At 72.9% G+C, this 24,723-nt stretch carries 23 protein-coding genes and 1 riboswitch; of the genes, 14 read left to right on the forward strand and 9 right to left on the reverse strand.

The window, feature by feature from the left end:
- Window positions 1-224: 224 nt before the first annotated feature.
- Window positions 225-656 (reverse strand): division/cell wall cluster transcriptional repressor MraZ, encoded by a 432-nt coding sequence (gene mraZ, locus LNW72_RS12290; RefSeq protein ID WP_138356148.1) that lies wholly within the window; start codon window positions 654-656, stop codon window positions 225-227.
- Window positions 657-951: 295 nt separating this feature from the next.
- Between mraZ and LNW72_RS12295 the strand changes: the two genes are divergently transcribed.
- The 4 genes from LNW72_RS12295 to LNW72_RS12310 all read left to right on the forward strand — a co-directional run bounded on the left by LNW72_RS12295 (window position 952) and on the right by LNW72_RS12310 (window position 6,488).
- Window positions 952-1,503: a carbonic anhydrase gene (locus tag LNW72_RS12295; RefSeq protein WP_250975434.1), complete on the forward strand. Its 552-nt coding sequence runs from the start codon at window positions 952-954 to the stop codon at window positions 1,501-1,503.
- Between the two features lie 148 nt (window positions 1,504-1,651).
- A complete protein-coding gene (locus tag LNW72_RS12300) occupies window positions 1,652-2,698 on the forward strand; it encodes a MoxR family ATPase (protein ID WP_250975435.1) in 1,047 nt (348 codons plus the stop codon).
- The gene (locus tag LNW72_RS12305) at window positions 2,650-4,086 is read left to right on the forward strand and encodes a DUF58 domain-containing protein (RefSeq protein WP_374117225.1); all 1,437 of its coding nucleotides are present in this window, start codon (window positions 2,650-2,652) and stop codon (window positions 4,084-4,086) included. Before LNW72_RS12300 ends, LNW72_RS12305 begins: the two co-directional genes overlap by 49 nt.
- Entirely contained in the window at window positions 4,083-6,488 is a 2,406-nt protein-coding gene (locus LNW72_RS12310; protein ID WP_250975437.1) for a DUF3488 and transglutaminase-like domain-containing protein, read from the forward strand. The genes LNW72_RS12305 and LNW72_RS12310 overlap by 4 nt, the downstream gene beginning before the upstream one ends.
- A gap of 105 nt (window positions 6,489-6,593) precedes the next feature.
- Here the strand turns inward: LNW72_RS12310 and LNW72_RS12315 are convergent, their stop codons facing one another.
- From LNW72_RS12315 to LNW72_RS12325, 3 genes are all read right to left on the reverse strand, one after another.
- Window positions 6,594-6,983, reverse strand: a complete 390-nt coding sequence (locus LNW72_RS12315; RefSeq protein WP_250975438.1) for a DUF3040 domain-containing protein — start codon at window positions 6,981-6,983, stop codon at window positions 6,594-6,596.
- A 212-nt stretch (window positions 6,984-7,195) separates the two neighbouring features.
- Window positions 7,196-7,960: a methyltransferase gene (locus tag LNW72_RS12320; protein WP_250980125.1), complete on the reverse strand. Its 765-nt coding sequence runs from the start codon at window positions 7,958-7,960 to the stop codon at window positions 7,196-7,198.
- A gap of 88 nt (window positions 7,961-8,048) precedes the next feature.
- On the reverse strand, window positions 8,049-8,561 hold the full coding sequence (locus tag LNW72_RS12325; RefSeq protein ID WP_250975439.1) for an SAV_6107 family HEPN domain-containing protein: 513 nt from the start codon (window positions 8,559-8,561) through the stop codon (window positions 8,049-8,051).
- A 176-nt stretch (window positions 8,562-8,737) separates the two neighbouring features.
- Here LNW72_RS12325 and LNW72_RS12330 point away from each other — a divergent pair, with 176 nt between their 5' ends.
- From LNW72_RS12330 to LNW72_RS12350, 5 genes are all read left to right on the forward strand, one after another.
- Entirely contained in the window at window positions 8,738-9,493 is a 756-nt protein-coding gene (locus tag LNW72_RS12330; protein ID WP_250975440.1) for an ATP-binding cassette domain-containing protein, read from the forward strand.
- Window positions 9,465-11,582, forward strand: coding sequence for a YhgE/Pip domain-containing protein (locus LNW72_RS12335; RefSeq protein ID WP_250975441.1), 2,118 nt, complete (start codon window positions 9,465-9,467; stop codon window positions 11,580-11,582). Before LNW72_RS12330 ends, LNW72_RS12335 begins: the two co-directional genes overlap by 29 nt.
- A 34-nt stretch (window positions 11,583-11,616) precedes the next feature.
- Window positions 11,617-12,231 (forward strand): TetR family transcriptional regulator, encoded by a 615-nt coding sequence (locus LNW72_RS12340; protein ID WP_285369529.1) that lies wholly within the window; start codon window positions 11,617-11,619, stop codon window positions 12,229-12,231.
- Between the two features lie 294 nt (window positions 12,232-12,525).
- Complete coding sequence (locus tag LNW72_RS12345; RefSeq protein ID WP_250975442.1) at window positions 12,526-13,125, forward strand: DUF4126 domain-containing protein; 600 nt, start codon at window positions 12,526-12,528, stop codon at window positions 13,123-13,125.
- Window positions 13,126-13,174: 49 nt separating this feature from the next.
- Window positions 13,175-14,647, forward strand: coding sequence for an NAD(P)/FAD-dependent oxidoreductase (locus LNW72_RS12350; RefSeq protein WP_250975443.1), 1,473 nt, complete (start codon window positions 13,175-13,177; stop codon window positions 14,645-14,647).
- Between the two features lie 201 nt (window positions 14,648-14,848).
- Here the strand turns inward: LNW72_RS12350 and LNW72_RS12355 are convergent, their stop codons facing one another.
- The 5 genes from LNW72_RS12355 to LNW72_RS12375 form a co-directional block, all read right to left on the reverse strand.
- On the reverse strand, window positions 14,849-15,652 hold the full coding sequence (locus LNW72_RS12355; protein WP_250975444.1) for a hypothetical protein: 804 nt from the start codon (window positions 15,650-15,652) through the stop codon (window positions 14,849-14,851).
- Window positions 15,653-15,679: 27 nt separating this feature from the next.
- Window positions 15,680-16,597, reverse strand: a complete 918-nt coding sequence (gene metF, locus LNW72_RS12360; protein ID WP_250975445.1) for a methylenetetrahydrofolate reductase [NAD(P)H] — start codon at window positions 16,595-16,597, stop codon at window positions 15,680-15,682.
- A 200-nt stretch (window positions 16,598-16,797) separates the two neighbouring features.
- On the reverse strand, window positions 16,798-17,457 hold the full coding sequence (gene thiE, locus LNW72_RS12365) for a thiamine phosphate synthase (protein ID WP_250975446.1): 660 nt from the start codon (window positions 17,455-17,457) through the stop codon (window positions 16,798-16,800).
- 59 nt (window positions 17,458-17,516) lie between these two features.
- Entirely contained in the window at window positions 17,517-17,882 is a 366-nt protein-coding gene (locus LNW72_RS12370; protein WP_250975447.1) for an Rv2175c family DNA-binding protein, read from the reverse strand.
- A 100-nt stretch (window positions 17,883-17,982) separates the two neighbouring features.
- A complete protein-coding gene (locus LNW72_RS12375; protein WP_250980127.1) occupies window positions 17,983-19,173 on the reverse strand; it encodes an FAD-dependent oxidoreductase in 1,191 nt (396 codons plus the stop codon).
- A 179-nt stretch (window positions 19,174-19,352) separates the two neighbouring features.
- A riboswitch (TPP riboswitch) is annotated at window positions 19,353-19,466 on the forward strand.
- Here LNW72_RS12375 and thiO point away from each other — a divergent pair.
- The 5 genes from thiO (at window position 19,463) to LNW72_RS12400 (ending at window position 24,687) form a co-directional block, all read left to right on the forward strand.
- Entirely contained in the window at window positions 19,463-20,623 is a 1,161-nt protein-coding gene (gene thiO, locus LNW72_RS12380) for a glycine oxidase ThiO (RefSeq protein ID WP_250975448.1), read from the forward strand. It overlaps the preceding riboswitch by 4 nt.
- Window positions 20,620-20,820 (forward strand): sulfur carrier protein ThiS, encoded by a 201-nt coding sequence (gene thiS, locus LNW72_RS12385; RefSeq protein ID WP_138356164.1) that lies wholly within the window; start codon window positions 20,620-20,622, stop codon window positions 20,818-20,820. The genes thiO and thiS overlap by 4 nt, the downstream gene beginning before the upstream one ends.
- A gap of 4 nt (window positions 20,821-20,824) precedes the next feature.
- Window positions 20,825-21,655: a thiazole synthase gene (locus LNW72_RS12390; RefSeq protein WP_374117226.1), complete on the forward strand. Its 831-nt coding sequence runs from the start codon at window positions 20,825-20,827 to the stop codon at window positions 21,653-21,655.
- 174 nt (window positions 21,656-21,829) lie between these two features.
- Complete coding sequence (gene pknB / locus LNW72_RS12395; protein WP_250975449.1) at window positions 21,830-23,821, forward strand: Stk1 family PASTA domain-containing Ser/Thr kinase; 1,992 nt, start codon at window positions 21,830-21,832, stop codon at window positions 23,819-23,821.
- A complete protein-coding gene (locus tag LNW72_RS12400; protein WP_250975450.1) occupies window positions 23,809-24,687 on the forward strand; it encodes a deoxyribonuclease IV in 879 nt (292 codons plus the stop codon). The genes pknB and LNW72_RS12400 overlap by 13 nt, the downstream gene beginning before the upstream one ends.
- Window positions 24,688-24,723: the final 36 nt, after the last annotated feature.

Raw genomic sequence — 24,723 nt, forward strand, 5'->3', positions numbered from 1 at the left:
GCGGCTCGGACTGCGGGGCGGGGACGGCGCTCATGGGACCCTTCTCGGTTCTTCGACTTCTTCGACTGCGACTTCTTCGACTGCTTCGACATATGGCCTGGTCCCCGCCCGCTCGGGAGGGAAGTGGCCCTCTGGCGCCGGGGAAGTAGTGCCAGTGGAGCCGGAGAGCGGGAGGAGGCCGGGCCATACGTACACCGTGGTGACGCCGCGAGGAGGGGCCGGGGTCACAGTAATCCGGTCGGAACCTCCTCGGACAGGGCCGAAAAGGTGTCTTCCTGCGCCGCCAGGTAGCGGTCCCAGGCCTGGGCGGACCACACCTCGACCCGGGTGTTGGCGCCGATGACCGCACAGTCGCGGTCCAGCCCGGCGTACTCCCGCAGCGGCTGCGGGACGGTGATCCGGCCCTGCTTGTCGGGCACCTCGTCGGTGGCTCCGGCGAACAGCACCCGCATGTAGTCCCTCGCGGGCTTGGACGTCAGGGGCGCCCGGCGCAGTTCCTCGGTGACGGCCTGGAATCCGCGCAGCGGCCATACGTACAGGCAGCGCTCCTGGCCCTTGGTGATCACCAGGCCCTGGGCGAGCTGCTCCCGGAACTTCGCGGGCAGGACGAGGCGGCTCTTGTCGTCGAGTCGCGGCGCGTACGTTCCGAGGAACACCACACCTCCCGCAGCCGGGCCCCGCCGGGGCCCTGTCGGTATCCGGACGGGATCCCCGTCCGGCAACCGGGACCCCTGTCAAGAACGGGACCTGCCCCTACCTGCGGCGGGACCCCATTTCGCGCCACTTTACTCCACTAAGCCCCACGGTCAACGCACGCCACGGCCCGCGCGCCTCACCCCCAGGGGTGAGGGCCCCGGCGCCTGTGGGTTACCTCACACAGCGGGCAATTGACCGACTTTTTCCCGCCCCTACAGCAGGTGGGACCGGTCCGCGCCCTCTAACGTCATTCACATGTCGATATCCGCAGCGCAGCCATCCGGACCCGGCTCCGAGCCCATCGCCGAGCCCGCCTCCGTCATCGACCGGCTCGTGGGTGCCAACGAGCGCTACGCCGTCGCCTTCCACGACCCCGGCATGGACGCCCGGCCGGTCCTGGGCGTCGCCGTCGTCGCGTGCATGGACGCCCGCCTCGACCTGCACGCCGCACTCGGCCTCGACCTCGGCGACTGCCACACCATCCGCAACGCGGGCGGTGTGGTCACCGATGACACCATCCGCTCGCTGACCATCAGCCAGCGGGCTCTCGGCACCCGCTCGGTGGTCCTGATCCACCACACCGGCTGCGGCCTGCAGAGCATCACCGAGGACTTCAGGACCGAACTGGAGCACGAGGTCGGCCAGCGTCCGACCTGGTCGGTCGAGGCGTTCACCGACATCGACCAGGACGTACGCCAGTCGATGGCGCGGGTGCGAACGTCCCCGTTCCTGGCGTACACGGACGATGTACGCGGTTTTGTGTTCGACGTCCACACCGGTCTGATGCGGGAAATCACGGCCAAGTAACGGCAGGCGAGTGACGCGGGGCGCTGTTCAAGGGAACAATGCATCGTGCGGCACCCCCTCGCCCGTCAGGGGCGCGTGGTGCACCGCATTCGGGGAGGGGCCGGTCCGTGGATGGCCGCGCCCCAATGAACAGGCCGAGGAGAACCGGGTGACGACCTATGACGCGCGAGCCAGCCTCAGCGATCTGACCACGACGGCGGAGCGGGTGCGCCGGTCGGTGGAGAACGTGATCGAGGGCAAGCCCGAGGTCGTACGGCTTTCGCTGACCGTGATGCTGGCCGAGGGGCACCTCCTGATCGAGGATGTGCCGGGGGTCGGGAAGACGATGCTGGCCAAGGCGCTCGCGCGGTCCATCGACTGCTCGGTGCGGCGGATCCAGTTCACGCCCGACCTGCTGCCCTCCGACATCACCGGAGTGAGCGTCTTCGACCAGCAGCGGCGGGACTTCGAGTTCAAGCCGGGGGCGATCTTCGCGCAGATCGTGGTGGGGGACGAGATCAACCGGGCCTCGCCGAAGACCCAGTCGGCGCTGCTGGAGTCGATGGAGGAGCGGCAGGTCACCGTCGACGGCACCACGTACGAGCTGCCCAACCCGTTCATGGTCATCGCCACCCAGAACCCGGTGGAGATGGAGGGCACCTATCCGCTGCCCGAGGCGCAGCGCGACCGCTTCATGGCCCGGGTGTCGATCGGCTACCCGAGCCCGGAGGCCGAACTGCAGATGCTCGACGTGCACGGCGGTACGCCGCCGCTGGACGATCTGCAGCCGGTGGCGCACGCCCAGGAGATCGTGAAGCTGATCGAAGCGGTGCGGACGGTGCATGTGTCGGACCCCGTGCGGCGCTACGCCGTCGCCCTGGTCGGTGCCACCCGCCACCACCCCGACCTGCGGCTCGGCGCCTCGCCGCGCGCGACCCTGCACCTGGTGCGGGCGGCCCGCGCCTCGGCGGCGCTGGACGGCCGGGACTTCGTCCTGCCGGACGACGTGCAGACGCTCGCCCCCGCGGTCCTGGCGCACCGGCTGCTGCCGACCGCGCAGGCCCAGCTGAACCGGCGGACGCCCGAGCAGGTCGTCGCGGAGATCCTGCAGCGCACACCCGTCCCGGACCCGTCCGCCTCCCCGGCCACGGCGGCGTCCGCACAGCAATGGCGTCAGGCGCAGAGCGCCCAGCCGCCCGGCGTCCGGGGCTTGTGATGTCCGCCGACCCGCAGGCCGCGGGAGGTTTCCGTACGGCGCTGTCGGGGCTGACCACGCGCGGACGGTCCTTCTTCGCGGCCGGGGTCGCGGCGGCCGTCTGCGCGTATGTGCTGGGGCAGCCGGACCTGCTGCGGGTCGGGCTGCTGCTGGCGGTGCTGCCGCTGGTCTGCGTCGCGGTCCTGTACCGCACCCGCTACCGGGTGGCGGGCAGCCGGCGGCTCGCGCCGTCGCGGGTGCCCGCGATGTCCGAGGCGCGGGTGCACCTGCGGGTCGACAACGTCTCCCGCATCCCCACCGGGCTGCTGATGCTGCAGGACCGGGTGCCGTACGTGCTCGGGCCGCGGCCGCGCTTCGTGCTGGACCGGGTGGAGCCGGGCGGTCACCGCGAGGTCTCCTACCGGGTCCGCTCCGACCTGCGCGGGCGCTATCCGCTGGGGCCGCTGCAGCTGCGGCTGACGGACCCCTTCGGCATGTGCGAGCTGACCCGGTCGTTCAGCGCGTTCGACACCCTGACCGTGGTGCCCCGGGTGGAGCCGCTGCCCGCGGTCCGGCTCGCGGGCGAGGCGTCCGGCTACGGCGACAGCCGCACCCGCTCGCTGTCGCTGGCCGGCGAGGACGACGCGATCCCGCGCGGCTACCGGCACGGCGACGATCTGCGGCGGGTGCACTGGCGCTCCACCGCGAAGTACGGCGAGCTGATGGTGCGCCGCGAGGAGCAGCCGCACAAGGCGCGCTGCACCGTGCTGGTGGACACCCGGCGGCTCGCCTTCTACGGCGCGGGACCCGACTCCGCCTTCGAATGGGCGGTGTCCGGAGCGGCCTCGGTCTCGACGCACATGCTGGAGCGCGGCTACTCGGTGCGGCTGCTGACCGACACCGGCAGCAGCGTCCCGGGTCCCGAGGGCGGCTTCGGCGGCGACTCCTCCGACACCGCCGGAGTGCTGCTCGACACCCTCGCGGTGGTCGAGCACTCGGACGGCGGCGGCTTCTCCCGGGCCCACGACGTGCTGCGGGCCGGCAGCGAGGGACTGCTGGTGGCCTTCCTCGGGGACCTCGACGAGGAGCAGGCGACGATCGTGGGACGGATGCGCCAGCGGGCCGGCGGCGCGGTGGCGTTCGTCCTGGACAGTTCGGCATGGGCGTCCCGCGACGCCGTGGACCCGTACCCCGACACACCGCCGCCCGGAGCCGGCCCCACCGCCTCCGCCGCCGACGGCGAGGACGGTCCGGGCACGGCTGTGGACGCCGGTGCCCGGCGGGCCGTACGGATGCTGCGCGAGGCCGGCTGGACGGTCCTGCCGGTGCCGCCGGGCGAGGGACTGCCCTCGCTGTGGCAGCTGGCGGACCGGTACCGCTCGCGTGAAGAGGCGGGAGCGAGCTCATGAGCGGACGCGCACGGCTGACGGTCTGCGCCGCGGCGGCGTCGATCATGGCGGCCTGCTCCCTGCTGCCGCTGGCCACCCCGACCGGCTGGATCCTCCAGGCGGCCTTCCTCGTCACGCTCCAGTCCTGCGTCGGCGCGCTGGCCCGGCGGGTACCGCTGGCCAGGCCGCTGACCGTCCTGGCGCAGGCCCTGGTCAGCCTGCTGATACTGACCATGATGTTCGTCTCGAAGCAGGCCGTGGGCGGCATCCTGCCCGGCCCCAAGGCGTTCGTGGGGCTCGGCGACCGGCTCAGCGACGGCCTGCGGGACGTCAGCCAGTTCGCCATCCCCGCGCCCGTGACCCCCGGCATCCGGCTGCTGCTGGTCGCCGGTGTGCTGGTGATCGCGCTGGCCGTGGACGCGCTGGCGGTGACGTACGGCAGCGCCGCCCCCGCCGGGCTGCCGCTGCTCGCGCTGTACTCCGTCGCCTCCGGTCTCGCGGGCAGCGGCAGCCGCTGGCTGTGGTTCCTGATCGCGGCGGCCGGCTATCTGCTGCTGCTCCTCGCCGAGGGCCGGGACCGGCTGTCGCGCTGGGGCCGGGTCTTCGGCGGCGGCCCGCCGTCCACCGGCTGGGCGGGTGCTTCGGGGACCCGGTCCGAGGGCTCGGTCGTGGCACCGGTCCGCACCGGCCGCCGGATCGGGGCGATGGCCCTGGGCATCGCGCTGATCGCCCCCGCCGTGCTGCCCTCGCTGGGCAGCGGGCTGCTCGACCCGTCGGGCACCGGCACGGGCCCCGGCTTCGGCGGTGCCAACTCCTCGTCGGTCAACCCGGTGGTGGCGCTGCAGGACAGCCTCAACCAGCCGACCAACCGCGAGGTCCTGACGTATCGCACGAACGCGCCCAGCACGACGGACATGTATCTGCGCATCGTCGCGCTCGACAAGTTCGACGGCACGCAGTGGCGTTCCTCGGAACGCCCGGTGACCGCGATCCCCGAGGTGTTCCCGGCGCCGGCCGGGCTGGGCCCCGAGGTGAAGACCACCGAGGTCGTCACCTCGGTCGCCGCCGACGGTGACTACGCGCAGAGCTGGCTGCCGCTCCCCTATCCCGTCGAGAAGCTGACGGTCGACGGTCGCTGGCGGTTCGACAAGGAGGGGCGCACGGTCGTCGGTGACCGCAAGCAGACGACCAAGGGCGTGAAGTACAAGGTCAAAAGCCTGCTGGTGCAGCCGACGGCGGCGCAGCTGGCCACGGCACCCGATCCGGCGGCCGCGTTCAAGCAGGAGTACACCCAGATCCCGGACACCCTGCCGGAGGTGGTGAGCAGGACCGCGCTGGAGGTGACGCGCGGTGCGGCGAACCCGTACGAGCAGGCCGTGGCCCTGCAGAAGTACTTCCACTCCGGGGACTTCCGGTACAGCACGCAGGTCCGGTCGGGCACCGGGGTCGACGCGATCGCCAACTTCCTCCGGGACAAGCAGGGGTTCTGCGTCCACTTCGCCTTCACCATGGCGGCGATGGCCCGCACCCTGCACATCCCGGCCCGGGTCGCGGTCGGCTTCGCGCCGGGCAACGGGCCGCGGTCCGACGGCAGCGTGTCGGTCGGACTGCAGGACGCGCACGCCTGGCCCGAGCTGTACTTCGAGGGTGTCGGCTGGACCCGTTTCGAGCCCACGCCGTCCCGCGGCACCGCCCCCAGCTACACGGTGGACCAGCCGACGAGCCCCGGCGGCGGTCCGGTCGTCCCGGAGCCCGGCAAATCGGCGGCACCGAGCGTCGGCGCCTCGGCCTCGGCGAGCTGCTCGGTCAAGGACAAGGCGCTGGGCGACTGCACCCCGGTCGGCCAGGACACGGGCAGCGGACCGACCGACACCGGGATCAGCGCCGGCCGGCTGGCGGGCCTCGCCCTGCTGGCGCTGGTGGTGCTCGGTGTGCCCCTGCTGCCGCTGCTGTGGCGCCGCCGTGAGCGGTCCCGGCGGCTCGGCGGCGGTCACGGCCTGGCGGAGGGCGCCAGGACGCTCGCGGCCTGGCGGGAGCTCGTCGACACCGCGTGGGACTACGGGATCCTGCCCGACGACTCCGAGACACCGCGCCGGGCCACCGCCCGGCTGGTGCGGGAGGGTGAGCTCGACGAGGCGGCGGCGCGGGCCGCCGGACAGGTCGCGGCGGCCGTGGAGCAGGTGCTGTACTCGCCCAGGCCACGGCCGGTGGCCGGGCTCGCGGCGGATGTGCACCAGGTACGGGCCGGGCTGCACCGGACGGCCGGGCGGCGTGGACGGCTGCGCGCGGTTCTCCTGCCGCGTTCGGCCGCACGGGTGATCTGGCGGCTGTCGGAGCAGTGGTCGGTGCTGACGCGGCGCTGGTCCGCGGCCGTCCGGCGGGCCGCCGACGCGGTCCGGCGCCCTTCACGGCAGGCGTCCTAGACGGGGCATGACGAGGGGCGCGGATCCGGTTTCCGGTTCCGCGCCCCTCGTCGTACGTCGGGAAACTGTTGAGAACCCTCTGCCTGGGCGGCGGCCGGGCAGGCCCTAGCTGTCCTGCCCGTCCCTGCGGCGCTGCCAGCGTTCTTCGATCCGGTCCATGACCTTGCCCCTGCGACGGGGGTGGCCTCGGCCGGTGGTTGCGGCGGGCTGCTGCTCACCGGGTTTGCCGGCCTTCCGCCAGCCCGTGACCGCGAGCACGGCACAAGCCAGCATGACGAGGAAACCGACCACACTGATCCAGGGCTGCTGCTTGATCATTCCAGCCATCAGCAGCGCGATACCCACCAGGAAGCCCGCTACCGCTTGGTAGACGCGCCGCCGGGTATAGGTGCGCAGCCCGCTTCCCTCAAGCGCCGACGCGAACTTGGGATCTTCGGCGTACAGCGCTCGCTCCATCTGCTCGAGCATGCGCTGCTCGTGCTCCGAGAGCGGCACGGAGTCCTCCTACTCGTCGGTCGCGGGGGCGACCGGTCCGACCCTTATTCAAGGATAGGCAGGGATTCGCCCCCGTGAAACCCGCCCCACTACGCCAATCCGACGGGGGCTTCATTCCCCGTCCGCCGTTACGTCATGCCAGCATACGGTCCTGAACGGCTGACCGGGCGGCCTGTGACCGACTACTCCTGGTGCTGTGGCCGGTGGCCGGGTCAGCCGCGGTCGGCGAGCACGTGCAGTTGAGTGGCGATCGAGTGGAACGCGGGCTGCTCCGCGGCGGCCAGTTCCAGCTTGAGCAGCGCTTCCAGGGCGCCCGGCTCGGTGTCCACCAGCACTCCCGGGACCAGGTCGGCGAAGACCCGGACGCCGTGCACCGCGCCGACCCGCAGGCCCGCGTCGGAGACCAGGTGGGTGAGCTGCTCGGCGGTGAAGCGGCGCGGGAGCGAGTCCCCGTCGCCCCAGCGGCCGTCCGGGTCCCCTATGGCGTGCTGGGCTTCGGTGAAGTGGCCGGCGATGGCACGGGCCAGCACGGCGCCACCGCGGCCGGCCGCCAGCAGGCTCAGGGCCCCGGCCGGGCGGAGCGCGCCGACGGCGTTGCGCACGCCCTCGCCCGGGTCGTCGACGTACTCCAGGACGCCGTGGCACAGCACGACGTCATAGCTGCCGGGCTCGACGACGTCGAGCAGGCCGTGGGTGTCGCCCTGGACGCCGCGGACCCGGTCGGTCACCCCGGCCTCGGCGGCCCGGCGCTCCAGCGCGAAGAGCGCGTCCGGGCTCGGGTCCACGACGGTGACCCGGTGGCCGAGGCGCGCCACGGGCACCGCGAAGTTTCCGGTGCCGCCCCCGGTGTCGAGCACGTCCAGCGGCTCTTCGGCGTCGCGGCCGCCTGCCTTGGCCTGCCGCTCCAGTGCGTCGCGCAGGACCTCCCAGACCACAGCGGTACGAAGGGACGCTCGGGGGCGGATCGGATCCACCACTCCTTCACGGGACATGGCGGGCGGCTCCTCGCGGACGACAGGCTTGAACGAGCGCCCCCACTCTATCCGTGCGGTACCCGGCGGCCGGTCAATTGGCCTTCTGCTGCGGCAGGGCCGGGGGCAGGTTCGGGGGCCGGGTCGGGGGCAGGCCGTCGCGCAGTTCCGCGGGCAGGGTGGGCTGGAGCACCAGCATCCGTTCCACCAGGCGCAGGAACATCCCGGCGGCGCGCAGCAGATCGTCCGCGTCCCGCCAGGTGGCGGCGCCTTCTATGCCGGCTTCTGCGCGGGCCCGGCGGCGGGCGCCGTACTCGAACATGGCGCTCCACTCGCTGAGCTCCGGCGCGACTTCGGGCAGCACCTCCCAGGCGCTGCGTATCCGCTGTCGCCGTCTGGGGCCCGGCTCGGGACGGCCCCGCACGGCCAGCACCGCCGCCGCGGTCCGCAGGGCGGCGAGGTGGGCGGTGGCGTAGCGCTCGTTGGGGGTTTCCAGGACGGCCGCCTCGTCGAGTCCGAGGTGGGCCTGGGTGAGCAGGTCGAGCGCGGCGGGCGGAGCCGCCGCACGGCGCAGCACGGGATGGATGTCGCTTACGTGAGCAGCCATGACGAGCCTCCTGTCTTCGTACGACACATAGTGGGGCACACCACTGACAATCGGCCTTGACCTGCGGATATGCCCCTAGCACAGGTGTTCGCCACCCCCCACGGCGGGTCCCTCCCCGCGATGCTGCATACTTATCTTTTGTACTGACCAGTCAGTTCAAAAGAGGAGAGTGACTCGTGATCACCGCGGAGGGGTACGGGCTGCGCGGCCCGCGTGGGCGGGTGTTCGGGGATGTGTCGTTCAGCGCGCCCGCCGGCACGCTGATCGCCGTCGAGGGCCCGTCGGGCACCGGCCGCACCTGCCTGATGCTGGCGCTCACCGGACGCATGAAGGCCACCGAAGGGCACGCGGAGGTCCACGGACACCCGCTCCCCCAGCGCATGCCCGCCGTGCGCCGGATCAGTGCTCTCGGTCCCGTCGACGGCATCTCCGCCCTCGAACCGGCCCTCACCGTCGCCGAGCACCTGCGCGAGAGGGTGCTGCTGCAGCGCAGGTTCGCCTCCCGCGCCGCACGCGACCGCGCCGATGTGGCGGCGGCTCTGAAGGCCGCGGGACTCGAGCTGGACTCGCTGGTCAAGGGCGAGCGGACGGCCGTACGCGATCTGGAACGGCTGGAGGCACTGCGGCTGGGCGTCGCCCTCGCACTGCTGCCGCGGCCGCGGGTGCTGGGGATCGACGACGTCGACCACAAGCTCGGCGACACCGACCGCGAGCTGGCCTGGTCGATGCTGCGCTCGGTGGCCGACGCGGGCACCACCGTCCTCGGCGTCTGCACCAGGGCGCCGGAGGACGCGCTCGTGGTCCCCACCCGGGCCGCCAGCACCGCCGCGCAGGGCACCACCGCCGACGCGACCGCCGACCTGACCGCCGATGCGACCGAAGAGACCGAAGAGGGGGCCGTCGATGCGTACACCGAAGCTCGCCGCGCTTGAGCTGAAGAAGTTCGGCCGGGGCCGGCTGCCGAGGGCGGCCATGGCCGCCCTCCTGCTGCTGCCGCTGCTCTACGGCGCCCTGTACCTATGGTCCTTCTGGGACCCGTACGGGCGGCTCGACAAGATCCCCGTCGCCCTGGTGAACGCCGACCGCGGCGCGACCGCCGGCGGCAAGAAGATCGCGGCGGGCGACGAACTCGCCGCCAAGCTGCACGACACGGCCACCTTCGACTGGCAGGAGACGGACTCCGCCGACGCCACGAAGGGCCTGGAGAACGGCTCGTACTACCTGACGCTCACCATCCCCGCCGACTTCAGCGAGCGGATCGCGTCCAGCTCGGGCAGCCACCCGGAGACCGGCGCCCTGCAGGTGCGCACCAACGACTCCAACAACTACATCGTCGGACAGATCTCCCGCAGTGTGTTCTCGCAGGTCAGGGCCGCCACCTCGGCCGGTGCGTCACGCGGCTTCTACGACCGGATCTTCGTGTCGTTCGCCGATCTGCACGACAAGACGCAGCAGGCCGCCCAGGGCGCGTCCGACGTGGCCGGCGGCGCCGGCAGCGCCGAGCAGGGCTCCAAGGAGCTCGGCTCCGGCATCCGCAAGGCCGAGCAGGGCGCGGGCCGGCTCGCCGCGGGTCTCAAGGACGCCAGGAAGGGCAGCGGCGAGCTGGCCACCGGTCTCACCACGCTCGACTCCGGCGCGGGCCAGGTCGCGTCCGGTACCCAGCGGCTCGTGGACGCGGTGAACGGCGCCTCCGACAAGATCGCGTTCGTGAAGGCCCACACCCGGGAGATCGGCGAGGCCTCCCGGATCGTCGCCGACGGATCGCAGGCGATCAAGGACCATCTGGACACGATCGCCGTGCTGGCGCCGGACGCCGCCAAGGCGTCCAGGACCGCCGCCGACCTCGTACGGCAGCAGTACACGAAGCAGTGCGCCGCCGCCCCGGCCACCGGAGACTGCGTCGCGCTGAAGCGCGCCGCCGACAAGGCGGCCGAGGCCGCGACACTGGCCGAGCGGCTCAACGCGCAGGTCAGCGGGCCCGCGTCGTTCGACCAGCTCGCCACCGACCTCGGCAAGCTGCACGACTACGCCCAGGAACTCGCCAGCGCCGCACCGCATCTGTCCTCGGACATCAACGGTGCCGTGAAGGACATCGACCGGCTCAACACCGGGGCCCACCAGGTCGCCTCCGGCGCCCACACGGCGGCCGGCGGCGCCCGCACCCTCGACAAGGGCATCGGCACCCTCTCCCAGGGCGCCGACACCCTCAGCGGCGGCATGTACCAGCTCGCCACCGGCAGCAACCGGCTCACCACCGGTCTGACGCAGCTCACCACCGGCAGCGGGCAGCTCGCCACCGGTCTGCACGAGGGCGTCGACAAGATCCCGGACTACGACGCCCAGGAGCGCGACGCGCGCACCGCGGTGATGGCCGACCCCGTACAGCTCGCCTCGCAGTCCCTGCACCAGGCGTCCAACTACGGGGAGGGGCTCGCCCCGTACTTCATCCCGCTCTCCCTGTGGGTCGGCGCGATGGTCGGCTACATGCTCTTCCAGCCGATGAACCGCCGGGCGCTCGCCGCCGGGGCCGCGTCCTGGCGGATAGCGCTGGCCGGCTGGCTGCCGGTGGCCGCGGTCGGGGTGGCACAGGTGCTGGCGCTGATGTCGGTGCTGCACTGGGTGGTCGGGCTGCAGATGGCCCGCGCCGCCGGCACGATCGGCTTCCTGCTGCTGGCCGCGGCCTGCTTCGCCGCCATCATCCAGTTCCTGGGCGCCCGGTTCGGCCCGGCGGGACGGGTGCTCACCCTGGCGATGCTGATGCTGCAGCTGACCTCGGCGGGCGGCACCTATCCGGTGCAGACCAGCCCCGGCTTCTTCGGTGCCATCCACCCGTTCCTGCCCATGAGCTACGTCGTCGAGGGGCTCCGCCACCTGATCACCGGCGGCGGGCTCTGGCCGGTCTGGCGGGCCTGCCTGGTGCTCCTGGCCTTCACCGGCGCCGCGCTGGCGCTCACCACCCTGACGGCCCGCGCCAAGCAGGTGTGGACCGTGGACCGGCTGCACCCGGAGCTGACCCTGTGAGACGGGGCCGCCCCGGGCAGGGACAATCGACGCCATGACCACCGCACGTCGTCAGGCCACGCGGCAGAAGCTCTACGAGGCCGCCGTCACACTCATCGCCGAGCAGGGCTTCTCCGCCACCACGGTGGAGGAGATCGCCGAGCGGGCCGGCGTCGCCAAGGGCACCGTCTACTACAACTTCGCCAGCAAGAACGAGTTGTTCGAGCAGCTGCTCCAGCACGGTGTCGGGCTGCTCACCGTCTCGCTGCGGGACGCGGCGGACGAGGTGGCCGCGCGCGGCGGCACCCGGGTCGACGCGCTGGACGCGCAGATCCGGGCCGGGCTGGCGTTCATCGCCCGCTACCCGTCCTTCACCCAGCTGTACGTCGCCGAGTTGTGGCGGACCAACCGCGCCTGGCAGGACACGCTGATGATGGTCCGCCGGGAGGCGGTCGCGGTGGTGGAGAAGGTGCTGCGCGAGGCGGTGGACAACGGGGAGCTCAGCGACGAGATCGACGTCCCGCTCACCGCGTCCGCGCTCTTCGGGATGGTGCTGGTCGCCGCCCTGGACTGGCAGGCGTTCCAGTCGCACCGCAGCATCGACGACGTGCACTCCGCCCTGTCCCGGCTGCTGCAGGGCCGGGTCAGCGGCGACTCCCGGCGGACATGACGGGATCGGGATGGCTGAGCGGACCTGAGTGAGCGCTGTTCTGGCACGTCCCGATCCCCCTTCGGACCGTGCCAGAACAGCGCTACCCGTACACCCCCGTTACGTCCGGGCCGCCCCTGCTCCGCCGCCCCGTGTCGGCGGTACCGGCGCCGCGCCCGTCCCTGCCCCTACCTTCCCCCGAACGGGGGCCGCCGCCCATCCGCGCTCCTACTCAAGTCTTCGTCTAGGTACCGGTACTCATAACTGCGTGGTTTCGCCCCCGCCCCCTGTGGACGGTTCGCTACGATCCGGATCATGTCGGTACTTCCGCTCGTGTTCACCAGCGGCTGGGCGAGCGGGATCAACGCCTACGCCGTGGTGTTCCTGCTCGGCCTGATGGGGGCGACCGGGGTCACCGACGAGGTACCCGCGTCCCTGGAGCGGCCCGATGTGCTGATCGTGGCCGGGGTGCTGTTCCTGTGCGAGGCGGTCGCCGACAAGATCCCGTTCGTGGACTCGGCGTGGGACGTGGTGCACACCGTCATCCGCCCGGTCGCCGGCGCGGTGGTCGCGGCGCTGCTCGCCGGGCAGAACGGCTCGCTGCCGGAGCTGGCCGCCGCCGCGGTGGGCGGCTCCACGGCGCTCGCCAGCCATCTCGTCAAGGCCGGTACGCGGATAGCGGTCAACACCTCGCCGGAACCGGCCAGCAACATCGTCCTCAGCCTCGCCGAGGACCTCGGCGTCTCCGCGATCATCGTCTTCGCGCTCTTCCACCCGCTCGCCGCCGCGATCATCGCGGGCACGCTACTGGTGCTCGGCATCATCACGGTCGTCTTCCTGTTCTCCCGGATCCGCCGCTTCCTGCGCCGCTGGAAGGCCCGGCGCGCGGAGAAGCGGCTGGCCGCGCCGACCTGAGACGACCTGCGGGACGGCGCTGTCGGTGCCGCCCGATACAGTCCCTGACATGGCACGGATCGCGGTAATCGGCGCGGGTATGGGGGCAATGGCGACGGCGGCCCGGCTGGCCGTCGGCGGCCACCGGGTGGCGGTCTACGAGCGCTCGGCGACGTACGGCGGAGCCGTCGGAAGGTTCGCCAGGGACGGCTTCACCTTCGACACCGGCCCCGGTCTGCTCCAACTGCCCGCCGTCTACCGCGATCTGTTCGTCAAGACCGGCAAGGAGCCGCTGGAGAGCCGCGTCGGCCTGACGCAGGTCGATCCGGCGAGCCGCCATCTCTTCCCGGACGGCACGGACGTGTCGCTGCCCAACGCCACCCGCGCCGGCGTCATCAGCGCGCTGGACGGCGCGTTCGGCGCGGGCGCCGGCGAGCGCTGGAGCGAGGTGACCGGCCGGGCCCGCGAGGTCTGGGAGGCCACCCGCCGCCCGCTCCTGGAGGACGCCCTGGCGGCCGACACCACCCCGCTGGGCCGCGACCCGTACCCCGCCGTGCGGCGCGGGCTGTTCCGCCGCGGCGCCCCGACCCTCGCCTCCGTCGCGGAACGCGAGCTGGCCGACCCGCGGGCGGCCGCCCTGCTGACGAGCTACGCCGTCGCGTACGGCTTCGACCCGCGCACCGTCCCGGCGAGCGCCACCGTGCTGCCGTACATGGAGCAGACCTTCGGCGCCTGGTACGTGAGCGGCGGTATGCGGGCCCTCGCCGACGCGGTGTACGAGCGGTGTCTGGCGCGCAAGGTCGAGTTCCACTTCGGCGCCGGGGTCGTCGGTGTCAGGACCGCGGCGGACGGCCGGGCCTGCGGTCTCGACCTCGCCGACGGGCAGCGGATCGACGCCGACACGGTGGTCTCGGGGGCACCGCTGCCCACGCCCGGCGAGTCCGGCCCCCGGGCGGCGGGAAGCATGCCCGGCAGGTTCGTGGTGTGCCTGGCGCTGCGCGGATCCCGGCCGGCGGGCACCGCGCACCGCACCGTGGTGCACGCGGCGGACGGCCGCGCGGAGTGGGAGTCCGTCTTCTCCGGCGCCGGGCCCTGCGACTCCCCGACCGTGACGGTGCTGCGTCCCGACGACCCGTCGACGGTCCCCGACGCGTCGCACGAGGCGGTGACCCTCCAGGTCACCGTGGCGACGACGGCCGGCGGGATGGACTGGACGGCGCCGGGCGCCGCCGCGGACTTCGCCGAGCGTGTGGTGAAGGCCGCCGAGGCGGCCGTTCCCGGTCTGCGCGAGCGGGAGTTGTGGCGGGCGGTGCGCACCCCCGCCGACACCGAGCGGGAGACCGGCGCCCCGGGCGGCGCGGTGCCCGGCCCCGCCCTGGCGGGCGCGGGCGGTCTGCACCTCCACCCGGCCAACCGCTCCGCCGTCCCCGGGCTGTACTCCGTGGGCGGCTGGTCCCACCCCGGCGGCGGCCTGGCGCACGCCGGCATGTCGGGCGCGATCGTCGCCGACCTGATCGCGGGCGGCCCGGGCGGCAGCCGCTAGGCCGTGTCTGACAAATCCCTCCCCCAGCTACCGCTGGGAGGTGCCCCCAGTTGTCGGGCTCATCCACGTACCCCGGTACGAGGACGACCCTCCGCCTTGCGATCACACGCACCAGACGCCCCGGGCCCCGCCCTCCGGGCGGACGCCGCCATTTGTCAGACCCTAGCCCGCCCCAGGTCCGGTCACGACCTCACAGCGGTCCTAGTAGCGGTAGGGGTCGTACGGATCCGCGTACTGCGACTGCTCGTACTGCGGTTGCTGGGGCTGCTGCGGGATGTACGCCTGCTGCTGCGGGTCGTACTGCGGCTCGGCGGACTGCTGCTGCGGGACCCAGACACCGCCGGGCGGCGTTTCGTAGCCGAACTCGTGGTCGTACTGCGGGGTGTACTGCTGCTGGCCCGGGTCCTGGTACGGAGCCGCGTAGGCGGGGTCGTAGTCCTGCTGGCCGCCCCACGCGTAGGCGTCCGCCGCCGCGGGCTGCGGCTGCTGCTCGCCGCCACCGCCCCAGCCCTCGTAGCCCTGGGCGCCGTAGCCCTCGTAGCCACCGCTGGTGTACGGGTCGGGGGTGTAGGACGACTGGCCGTCGTAGATCCCGTACTCGCCGGTATCGTCGAGCACCGGCATCGCCTGGTAGACCGTCGCCAACTCGGGTCCCTCGGCCACCTCTTCGACCGGGCTGACCTCGAGGACGGGTTCGCCCGCCCCGGCGCCCGCACCGCGGGTGCCCTTGCGGCGGCGGCTGGAGCCGGGGCTGCCGCCGAGCGCCCAGCCGGTGGAGAAGCCCTGCCGGTAGGACATCGTCACGAACGTCTGGCCGGTGCCGAACGCGATCGCGCCGACCGCGATGACGATCGCGTTGCGGAGCGAGACCCCGCCGACCACACCCAGGAAACCCGCGAACGCGAGCAGCCGCCAGCGCAGCCGCGCCTTGTACTGCAGCAGCACCTCACCGAGCAGCCACAGCGCGACCACGCCGAACGCGATGTAGAGCAGCGTGTAGCCCATGTCCGCACTTCCTCACCTTACGAGCGGTCACGACCTCTGGTGCAGACCGAGATTCTCGTAGATTTCCAGCGACGCCGTGGAGTGGTTAAGAGTAATGAAGTGGAGTCCGGGGATGTCCTCGGCCATCAGGCGCCGGCACATCTCGGTCGTGAACTCGATGCCGATCGCCCGCACCGCCGCCGGATCGTCCTTCACCGCGAGGATACGGTCCGCCAGCTCCGGCGGGAAAGGCGCGTTGCCCAGCTGAGCGAAGCGCTCGATCTGCCGCACATTGGTGACCGGCATGACCTCGGGAATGATCGGGGTCGTGCAGCCTGCGGCGGCCACCCGGTCACGCAGCCGGAAGTAGTCGTCCGCGTCGAAGAACATCTGGGTGATCGCGAAGTCGGCCCCGGCGCGGCACTTGTCGACGAAGTTCCGGGTGTCGGACTCCCAGTCGGTGGAGCGCGGGTGCATCTCGGTGAACGCCGCGACGCCGACGCAGAAGTCGCCGGACTCCTTGATCAGCCGGACCAGGTCGGCGGCGTACAGCAGGCCCTCGGGGTGCTTGACCCATTCGCCGAGCGGGTCGCCGGGCGGGTCACCGCGCACCGCGAGGATGTTCCGGATCCCGGCGTCGGCGTACTGCCCGATGATGTTGCGCAGCTCGGCGATCGAGTGGTTGACCGCCGTCAGGTGCGCGACCGGGGTCAGGGTGGTGTCGGAGACGATCCGGTCGGTGGCGCGGACGGTGCCCTCGCGGGACGATCCGCCGGCCCCATAGGTCACGGACACGAAGGTCGGCCCTACCGCCTCGATGCGGCGGATGGCGTTCCAGAGCGTCCGCTCGCCCTTCTCGGTCTTCGGCGCGGCGAACTCGAACGAATACGACCGCTCGCCGGACGCGAGAAGTTCACGAATGGTGACCGCGTGATCGGTCCGGGTGGAAGCTGTCCCAAGGGCCATACCCGAAGGGTATCCGCGCCTCGCGACCGCCCGTAACCAGGACGGGCGATTTATCCGCTTGCGCCCCACCCTCGTCCATCCTTTGGACACGCGCTGGTGACGCGCGGGGTACGGGGTGGACGCCTGTCGGACACCCGGTGGCCGATCACGATCGGTCAGAGCGTGACCGGGCGGTCGCGGGCGCGCAGCGGGGGGACCGCTCAGCCGTCGTACGAGGTGACGATCTTCGCCAGTGCGGCCGCCGCCGCGGCCGGGTCGTCGGCCTCGGTGATCGCCCGGACGACGACGATCCGCCGGGCCCCGGCCTCCAGCACCTGCTCGACGTTGGTCAGGTCGATCCCGCCGATCGCGAACCAGGGCCGGGCTGCCTCCAGCGAGGCCGCGTACCGCACCAGGTCCAGGCCGGGCGCGTGCCGGCCGGGCTTGGTCGGGGTGGGCCAGACCGGTCCGGTGCAGAAGTAGTCCGCGCCGGGCTCCACGGCGGCGGCCGCCGCCTCGGACTCCGCGTGGCAGGACCGTCCGATGACCACGTCCTCGCCGAGGATCGCCCGGGCGGCGGATACCGGCAGGTCGCCCTGGCCCAGGTGCAGCACGTCCGCGCCCGACGCGTGGGCGACATCCGCCCGGTCGTTCACCGCGAGCAGCTTTCCGTGCCGGCGGCACGCGTCGGCCAGGACCGCGAGCGCGTCCAGCTCGTCGCGGGCCTCGATCCCCTTGGCGCGCAGCTGGATGACGTCGACGTCCGAGCCCAGCACCGCGTCCGCGAACGCGGCGAGGTCGCCCGGGCCGGTCCTGGCGTCGGTGCACAGGTACAGCCGGGCGTCGGCGAACCGCCCACGGACGGTGTTCGGCGTGGTCATGGTGCGCTCCCCCTCGGTACGGCGGGTCCTGCTGCCCTCACGGGCCCGGGCGGACGGCTCTACAGGGCGAGCGCCTGGGCGCGGCGCTTCACCTCGGTCCCGCGGTTCTCCTTCAGCGCCTGGATGGGCGTGCCGGGCAGCGTCGGGTCCGCGGCGAACAGCCACTCCAGCGCCTCTTCGTCGCTGAAGCCGTTGTCCTTGAGGACCGTCAGCAGGCCGGGCAGGCCCTTGACGATGCTTCCCTCGCCGATGAAGTCGGCGGGGACCATCAGGACCCGGTTCTCACCGCGGCGGATCGCCAGGAACAGCTTCTCCTTGATCATCGGGCGGACCCGGGTGATGGGCACACCCAGTCGCTCGGCGACCTCGGGGAGGTTCAGCCAGGAAGGTACGAGGGCATCAATCTTTGCGTCGATCTCGGTCACGGGACAAGCGTGCCATCCCCGACGGGCACCCGCGTACCGGTTCGCCGCCGCCGGGCCTGACGGTTTGACCACAATTGCCGCGCAGACCCGCTTTTGGCCGCTACACGCCGGCGGGGCTGTTGCCCGGAGTGGGCTGTACCGCGGTCTTGAGCGGGACCGCGGGGTCGGCGACGAGGCCCGGGTCGAGGTGGGCGCCGCGTTCGATGAGTTTGCGGCCCTGCGCGAGGTCGCGCGGGCGGCCGACGGCGAGCAGCGCCGCGAGCACCCCGTCCCGCAGCCAGCAGACGGACCAGGCGGGCCCCGTCAGGTCGCCGCGCAGCAGCATGGTGTCGGTGGCGGAGTGGTGCCCCGCGTACTGCACGAAACGGCCGAACTGCTCGGACCAGAAGTACGGGACCGGGTCGTACACCTCGTCGCCGCCCAGCACGTTGGCGGCGGCGGCGCGCGGCCCCTGGACCGCGTTGTCCCAGTGGTGGACGAGCAGCCGCTCGCCGAAGCGCCCGGACGGGAAGGACGCGCAGTCCCCCACCGCGAAGACATCGGCGACGGAGGTCCGCAGCCGGTCGTCCGCCAGCACCGAGCGGTCGGGTCCCAGCGCGACGCCGGAGCCCGCCAGCCAGCCGGTGGCCGGCCGGGCGCCGATGCCGACGACGACGGCCCCGGCCCGCAGCCGCCTCCCGTCGGCGAGCAGCACCGCGCCGGGTTCGACGGCCGCGACCGCGGTCCCGGTGATCAGTTCGGCGCCCGCGTCCGCGTACCAGCCGCGCATGTGGTCGGTGACCGAGCCCGGCAGGACTCCGGCCAGCGGCCGGTCGGCCGCCTCGACGACGGTCACCGCGCAGCCCGCCTGGCGGGCCGCCGTGGCGAACTCGGCGCCGATCCAGCCCGCCCCGACCACGACGACATCGCGCTTCTCGTCGAGCACCGGCCGCAGCTCGGCGGCGTCGTCCAGGGTGCGCAGCATGAAGACGCCCGGGATGCCCTCGCTGCCGGGCAGTGCCACCGGATGGGCGCCGGTGGCGAGCACCAGCCGGTCGTACCGGACCGTTCCCTCGTCGGTGACCACGTGCCGTTCCTCGGGGCGCAGCGCGCTCACGTGCCGGCCGAGCAGCAACTCGACGCCGAGGCCGTTGAAGTCCACGTCGAAGGGCGAGCCCTCGGCCGTGCCGAGGAGTACGGACTTGGACAGCGGCGGGCGGTCGTACGGTGCGTGCGGTTCGGCGCCGAGCAGCGTGATGTCGCCGCGCCACCCCTGTTCCCGCAACGACACAGCGGTCTGCACTCCGGCCATCCCGGCCCCGACGATCACTGCGCGCTCGGCGCTTGGCTGGCTCACACGATCACCGTAACGCCCCGATGATTACCGGCAGGCCACCAGTGCGAAATCCGATCCCCCTGTCTCGCGCTCCCCTCTCGCCCACCCCGTGCTCCCTTACCGCTGCTCGGGCCCGCGTACTAGGGTGGCGGGGCTAACGCACTCGCGGGAGCCCGGACGTACCGGGCTGAGAGGGCGGCTGACCGGCCGCCGACCGTACGAACCTGATCCGGGTCATGCCGGCGAAGGGAGGAGCGGGACACTCATGCATCCATCTCGCCACCGCTACGACGTCCTGGTCGTGGGCGGCGGAATCATCGGACTCGTCACGGCCTGGCGCGCCGCGCAGCGCGGGCTGCGCACCGCGGTCGCCGACCCGGCGCCGGGCGGCGGCGCCGCACACGTCGCGGCCGGCATGCTGGCGGCCGTCACCGAGCTGCAGTACGGCGAGCAGACGCTGCTCGACCTCAACCTCGCGTCGGCCCGCCGCTATCCGTCCTTCGCCGCCGAGCTGGAGGACGCCACCGGGCTGGGCCTCGGCTACCGGCGGTGCGGCACGCTCGCCGTCGCCCTGGACGCCGACGACCGCGCCGACCTGCGTGAACTGCACACCTTCCAGACGTCGCTGGGGCTGCGGTCCGAGTGGCTGTCCGGCCGGGAGTGCCGCCGGCTGGAGCCGATGCTGGCGCCCGGTGTGCGGGGCGGCCTGCGCGTCGACGGCGACCACCAGGTCGATCCGCGCCGGCTGGCCGCCGCGCTGCTGCGCGCGGCCGAACTCGCGGGTGTGGCACTGCACCGGAACTCCGTGACCCGGATCGAGACCGTCAGGGACCACGCCACCGGCGCGGTGCTGGACGACGGCACCGTGCTCGCCGCCGAGCAGACCGTGCTCGCGGCGGGCAGCCGCAGCGGCGTTCTGCCGGGCATCCCCGAGCACGCCCTGCCGCCGGTCCGCCCGGTCAAGGGGCAGATCCTGCGGCTGCGCATCCCGCCCGGCTACGCGCCGTTCCTCTCCCGCACGGTGCGGGCCGTGGTGCGCGGCGGCCATGTCTATCTCGTGCCGCGCGAGAACGGCGAGCTCGTCGTGGGCGCGACCAGCGAGGAACTCGGCTGGGACACCACGGTCACCGCGGGCGGCGTCTACGAACTGCTGCGCGACGCCCACGAGCTGGTGCCGGGGCTCACCGAACTGCCGCTGGTCGAGACCCTCGCGGGGCTGCGCCCCGGCTCCCCCGACAACGCCCCGCTGCTCGGCCGCAGCGCGCTGCCCGGTCTGCTGCTGGCCACCGGCCACCACCGCAACGGTGTGCTGCTGACCCCGGTGACCGGCGACATCATGGCCGAGCTGCTCACGACGGGTTCGGTGCCCGAGTCGGCCCGGCCCTTCTCCCCCGCACGCTTCACGCTTCAGGAGCAGCCCGCATGACCGTCTCCGTCAACGGTGAGGCCCGCGAGATCACCGAGGGCCTGACCCTCGACCGGCTCGTCGCCTCCCTGACCGCCGCCCCCTCGGGCGTCGCCGCCGCTCTCAACGAGACCGTCGTCCCCCGCAGCCGCTGGACCACCACCGCACTCGCCGACGGCGACCGCGTCGAGGTCCTCACCGCCGTCCAGGGAGGCTGATCCCGTGCCGCACCCCCCGCACACGGCCGGTGCCGCCGACGACACCCTGCGGATCGCCGGCGTCCCCTTCACCTCCCGGCTGATCATGGGCACCGGCGGTGCGCCCAGCCTGGAGATCCTCGAACAGGCGCTGCTCGCCTCCGGTACCGAACTCACCACGGTGGCGATGCGCCGCCTCGACCCGGCGACGAAGGGCTCCGTGCTCTCCGTGCTGGGCAGGCACGGCATCCGGGTCCTGCCGAACACGGCGGGCTGCTTCACCGCCGGCGAGGCCGTCCTCACCGCGCGGCTGGCCCGCGAGGCGCTGGGCACCGACTGGATCAAGCTGGAGGTCATCGCCGACGAGCGCACCCTGCTGCCCGACACCGTCGAGCTGCTGGACGCCGCCGAGACGCTGGTCGACGACGGATTCACCGTCCTGCCCTACACCAACGACGATCCGGTGCTGGCCCGCAAGCTGGAGGACGTCGGCTGTGCGGCGATCATGCCGCTGGGGTCGCCGATCGGCTCCGGGCTCGGCATCCGCAATCCGCACAACTTCCAGCTGATCACCGAGCGGGCGGGCGTCCCGGTCATCCTCGACGCCGGGGCCGGCACCGCGTCCGACGTGGCGTTCGCCATGGAGCTGGGGTGCGCCGCCGTCATGCTGGCGTCGGCGGTGACCCGCGCCCAGCAGCCGGTTCTCATGGCGGGGGCCATGCGGCACGGGGTGGCGGCGGGGCGGCTCGCGTTCCGGGCCGGACGCATCCCCCGCCGGCACTACGCCGCCGCGTCGTCCCCCGTCGAGGGCGTCGCCGCGTTCGATCCCGAGCGGCCCGCCTTCAGCGGGGCCTGAGCCCCGGCCCGCTCCAGCCGGCGGATCCGGGTCCCGTGCCGGGTTCCGGTCCGCCGCCTGGAGCGCTCCCACCGGGGCAGACGGTCACGGTTGCGTCCCGGATCGCTACGGGCGGGACACAGTACGGCCGTGTTCGGCGAGACGGGTCGGCGACGGCTCGTAGACTTCCGTGTCGTGGATACGACCCTGCAGGACCCCCTCGTCGGGCAGACGCTCGATGGCCGCTACCGGGTCGAGGCGCGCATCGCCGTCGGCGGTATGGCCACGGTCTACCGGGCTGTGGACACCCGCCTCGACCGTGTGCTCGCGCTGAAGGTGATGCACCCCGGGCTGGCGGCCGACGCCGGTTTCGTCGACCGCTTCATCCGTGAGGCCAAGGCGGTGGCCCGGCTGGCGCACCCGAATGTCGTCGGCGTGTACGACCAGGGCACGGACGGCACGTTCGTGTACCTGGCCATGGAGTACATCGCGGGCTGCACGCTGCGCGACGTACTGCGCGAGCGCGGCGCCCTGCAGCCACGTGCCGCACTGGACATCCTGGAGCCGGTGCTGGCCGCGCTCGGCGCCGCGCACCGGGCCGGGCTCATCCACCGGGACGTGAAGCCGGAGAACGTCCTGATCGGCGACGACGGCCGGGTGAAGGTCGTGGACTTCGGCCTGGTCCGGGCGGTCGACACCAACACCAGCGTGACGACCGGCTCGGTGCTGGGGACGGTCTCGTACCTCGCGCCGGAGCAGATCGAGCACGGCACCATAGACCAGCGCACCGACGTGTACGCCTGCGGCGTGCTGCTGTACGAGATGCTGACCGGCGGGAAGCCGCACACCGGCGGCACGCCGATGCAGGTGATCTTCCATGTGCTGAACGAGGACATCGCCCCGCCGTCCGAGGCCGTCCCCGGGCTGGCGCCCGTGCTGGACGCGCTGGTCGGCCGGGCCGCCGCGCGTGACCCGCAGCTGCGCCCCGCCGACGCCGTGGAGCTGCTCGCGCAGCTGCACACCACCCGTCAGGCGCTGAGCCAGGAGCAGCTGGACCTGGTGCCGCCGCGGGCGGTGCGGGACGCGCAGGAGCCGCAGGACGCCGTTCCGGGCACCGGCTGGCAGAAGGACTCGCACGGCGCGCCGGGCGGCGACGAGGAGCAGACCAGCGTCATCGCCCGGCCGGTCCTGCCGGCCGAGGAGGAGCTCAACCGCACGAGCGTTCTGCAGCTTCCGCCGCCGCTGCCGCCGGTGCCGGCCGGCTCGTCGGGACCGTCGGGACCGGCGGGACACCGTCCGCCCCGGCGCGGACCGCGGCGCGGTGTGCTCGCGGTGATCGTGGCGGCGCTGCTGATCCTCGGGGTCGGGGCCGGCGTCTGGTACATCAGCGACGGCCAGTTCACCAAGGTCCCGGCCGTCCTGGCGCTGCCGCAGGCGGACGCCCAGCAGCGGCTCGACCACGCGGGGCTGCACACGAAGGTCACCACGTCCTTCAGCCTCACCGTCCCCCGCGGCCAGGTGATCTCCACCGATCCCGGACCGGGCCGGCGCGTCCGCAACAACGCCGACGTCACGCTGACGGTGTCCAAGGGGCCGCAGGAGGTCCACGTTCCCGATGTCACCGGCAAGACGCTGGCCGTGGCGCAGGAGCAGATCAAGGGCGCGGCGCTGACGCCGGGCACGGTGACGCAGGAGTTCACGGAGGACGTGCCCAAGGGCGCCGTGATCTCCACGGACCCGCCGGCCGGTACGAAGCGCTCGCCGGACGCCGTCGTGTCGATCGTCGTCAGCAAGGGCGCCGCGGTGGACGTCCCCGACGTGATCGGGGACTCGGTCGCCGACGCCCAGCAGGCGCTGCAGGACGCCGGACTCACCGTCGTGCTCGCCCCGGAGAAGGTCTTCTCGGACGTGGCCGACAAGGACAAGGTGGCCCTCCAGACCCCCGGCAAGGGCGCCCAGGCGGGCGAGGGCGACACCGTCACGATCACGATCTCCCAGGGACAGCAGCTCTTCCCGGTGCCGGATGTGAAGGGCAGGAGCGCGGGCGAGGCCAAGCAGCTCCTCAAGGACGCCGGCTTCGACATCCGGGTGATGCACGCGTTCTTCGGCGACACCGTGTTCAGCCAGTCGCCGGAGGGGGGCGGGCAGGCGCCCAAGGGCGCCACGATCACCGTGTGGGTGCGGTGAACCGCAATCCCGTCGGCGGCCATGTGCACGTGGCGGGCGGCCTCGCGACCGTCGGGCTGGCCAACGCCGAGCGGCTGACGGCCGAGGCCGTCCAGGTCTTCGTGGCCAACCCGCGCGGCTGGGCCACCCCGCCCGGCGATCCGCGGCAGGACGAGCTGTTCCGCGCGGGCCGCGCCGCCGGGTCGGTGCCCGCGTACGTCCACGCCCCGTACCTGATCAACTTCGGCTCGGACACCGCGGCGACGGTCGAGAAGTCGGTGGAGTCGCTGCGCCACTCGCTGCGCAGGGGCCGGGAGATCGGCGCGCTGGGCGTGGTGGTGCACACCGGGTCAGCGACGGGCGGGCGGCCCCGCTCGGCGGCTCTGGCACAGGTGCGGGAGCACATGCTGCCGCTGCTGGACGAGCTCACGCACGACGACGACCCGTGGCTGCTGCTGGAGCCGACGGCGGGCCAGGGCGCCTCGCTCTGCTCGCTGATCGAGGACCTGGGCCCGTACGCCGACGCCCTGGACCGGCACCCGAAGCTGGGCGTCTGCCTCGACACCTGCCACGCCTTCGCGGCCGGGCACGACATGGCGGCGCCCGGCGGGATGAAGCTGCTGCTCGACGAACTGGTGGACACCGTCGGCGAGGGGCGGCTGCGGCTGATCCACGCCAACGACTCCAAGGACGTGAGCGGCGCCCACAAGGACCGGCACGAGAACATCGGGGCCGGCCACATCGGCGCCGAACCGTTCCGCGAGCTGTTCCACCACCCCGCCACCGCCGGGGTCCCGCTGATCATCGAGACACCGGGCGGGCCCGAGGGCCATGCCGCGGACGTGGCGCTCCTGAAGGCGCTGAGGGACGGTCCGCAGGACGGATAACCCCTTACGGGAGTACCCCACAGGGGTATACGGGCG

The sequence above is a fragment of the Streptomyces sp. RKAG293 genome, from assembly GCF_023701745.1.
GTDB lineage: Bacteria > Actinomycetota > Actinomycetes > Streptomycetales > Streptomycetaceae > Actinacidiphila.

What these genes read in the sequence shown, in the direction of transcription:
- LNW72_RS12305 (WP_374117225.1), top strand. Translation starts at nt 2,650, where the DNA reads ATGGCGTCAGGCGCAGAGCGCCCAGCCGCCCGGCGTCCGGGGCTTGTG.
- LNW72_RS12295 (WP_250975434.1), top strand. Translation starts at nt 952, where the DNA reads ATGTCGATATCCGCAGCGCAGCCATCCGGACCCGGCTCCGAGCCCATC.
- LNW72_RS12340 (WP_285369529.1), top strand. Translation starts at nt 11,617, where the DNA reads ATGACCACCGCACGTCGTCAGGCCACGCGGCAGAAGCTCTACGAGGCC.
- LNW72_RS12335 (WP_250975441.1), top strand. Translation starts at nt 9,465, where the DNA reads ATGCGTACACCGAAGCTCGCCGCGCTTGAGCTGAAGAAGTTCGGCCGG.
- LNW72_RS12345 (WP_250975442.1), top strand. Translation starts at nt 12,526, where the DNA reads ATGTCGGTACTTCCGCTCGTGTTCACCAGCGGCTGGGCGAGCGGGATC.
- metF (WP_250975445.1), bottom strand. Translation starts at nt 16,597, where the DNA reads ATGGCCCTTGGGACAGCTTCCACCCGGACCGATCACGCGGTCACCATT.
- thiO (WP_250975448.1), top strand. Translation starts at nt 19,463, where the DNA reads ATGCATCCATCTCGCCACCGCTACGACGTCCTGGTCGTGGGCGGCGGA.
- LNW72_RS12310 (WP_250975437.1), top strand. Translation starts at nt 4,083, where the DNA reads ATGAGCGGACGCGCACGGCTGACGGTCTGCGCCGCGGCGGCGTCGATC.
- thiE (WP_250975446.1), bottom strand. Translation starts at nt 17,457, where the DNA reads ATGACCACGCCGAACACCGTCCGTGGGCGGTTCGCCGACGCCCGGCTG.
- thiS (WP_138356164.1), top strand. Translation starts at nt 20,620, where the DNA reads ATGACCGTCTCCGTCAACGGTGAGGCCCGCGAGATCACCGAGGGCCTG.
- LNW72_RS12350 (WP_250975443.1), top strand. Translation starts at nt 13,175, where the DNA reads ATGGCACGGATCGCGGTAATCGGCGCGGGTATGGGGGCAATGGCGACG.
- LNW72_RS12355 (WP_250975444.1), bottom strand. Translation starts at nt 15,652, where the DNA reads ATGGGCTACACGCTGCTCTACATCGCGTTCGGCGTGGTCGCGCTGTGG.
- LNW72_RS12325 (WP_250975439.1), bottom strand. Translation starts at nt 8,561, where the DNA reads ATGGCTGCTCACGTAAGCGACATCCATCCCGTGCTGCGCCGTGCGGCG.
- LNW72_RS12375 (WP_250980127.1), bottom strand. Translation starts at nt 19,173, where the DNA reads ATGGCCGGAGTGCAGACCGCTGTGTCGTTGCGGGAACAGGGGTGGCGC.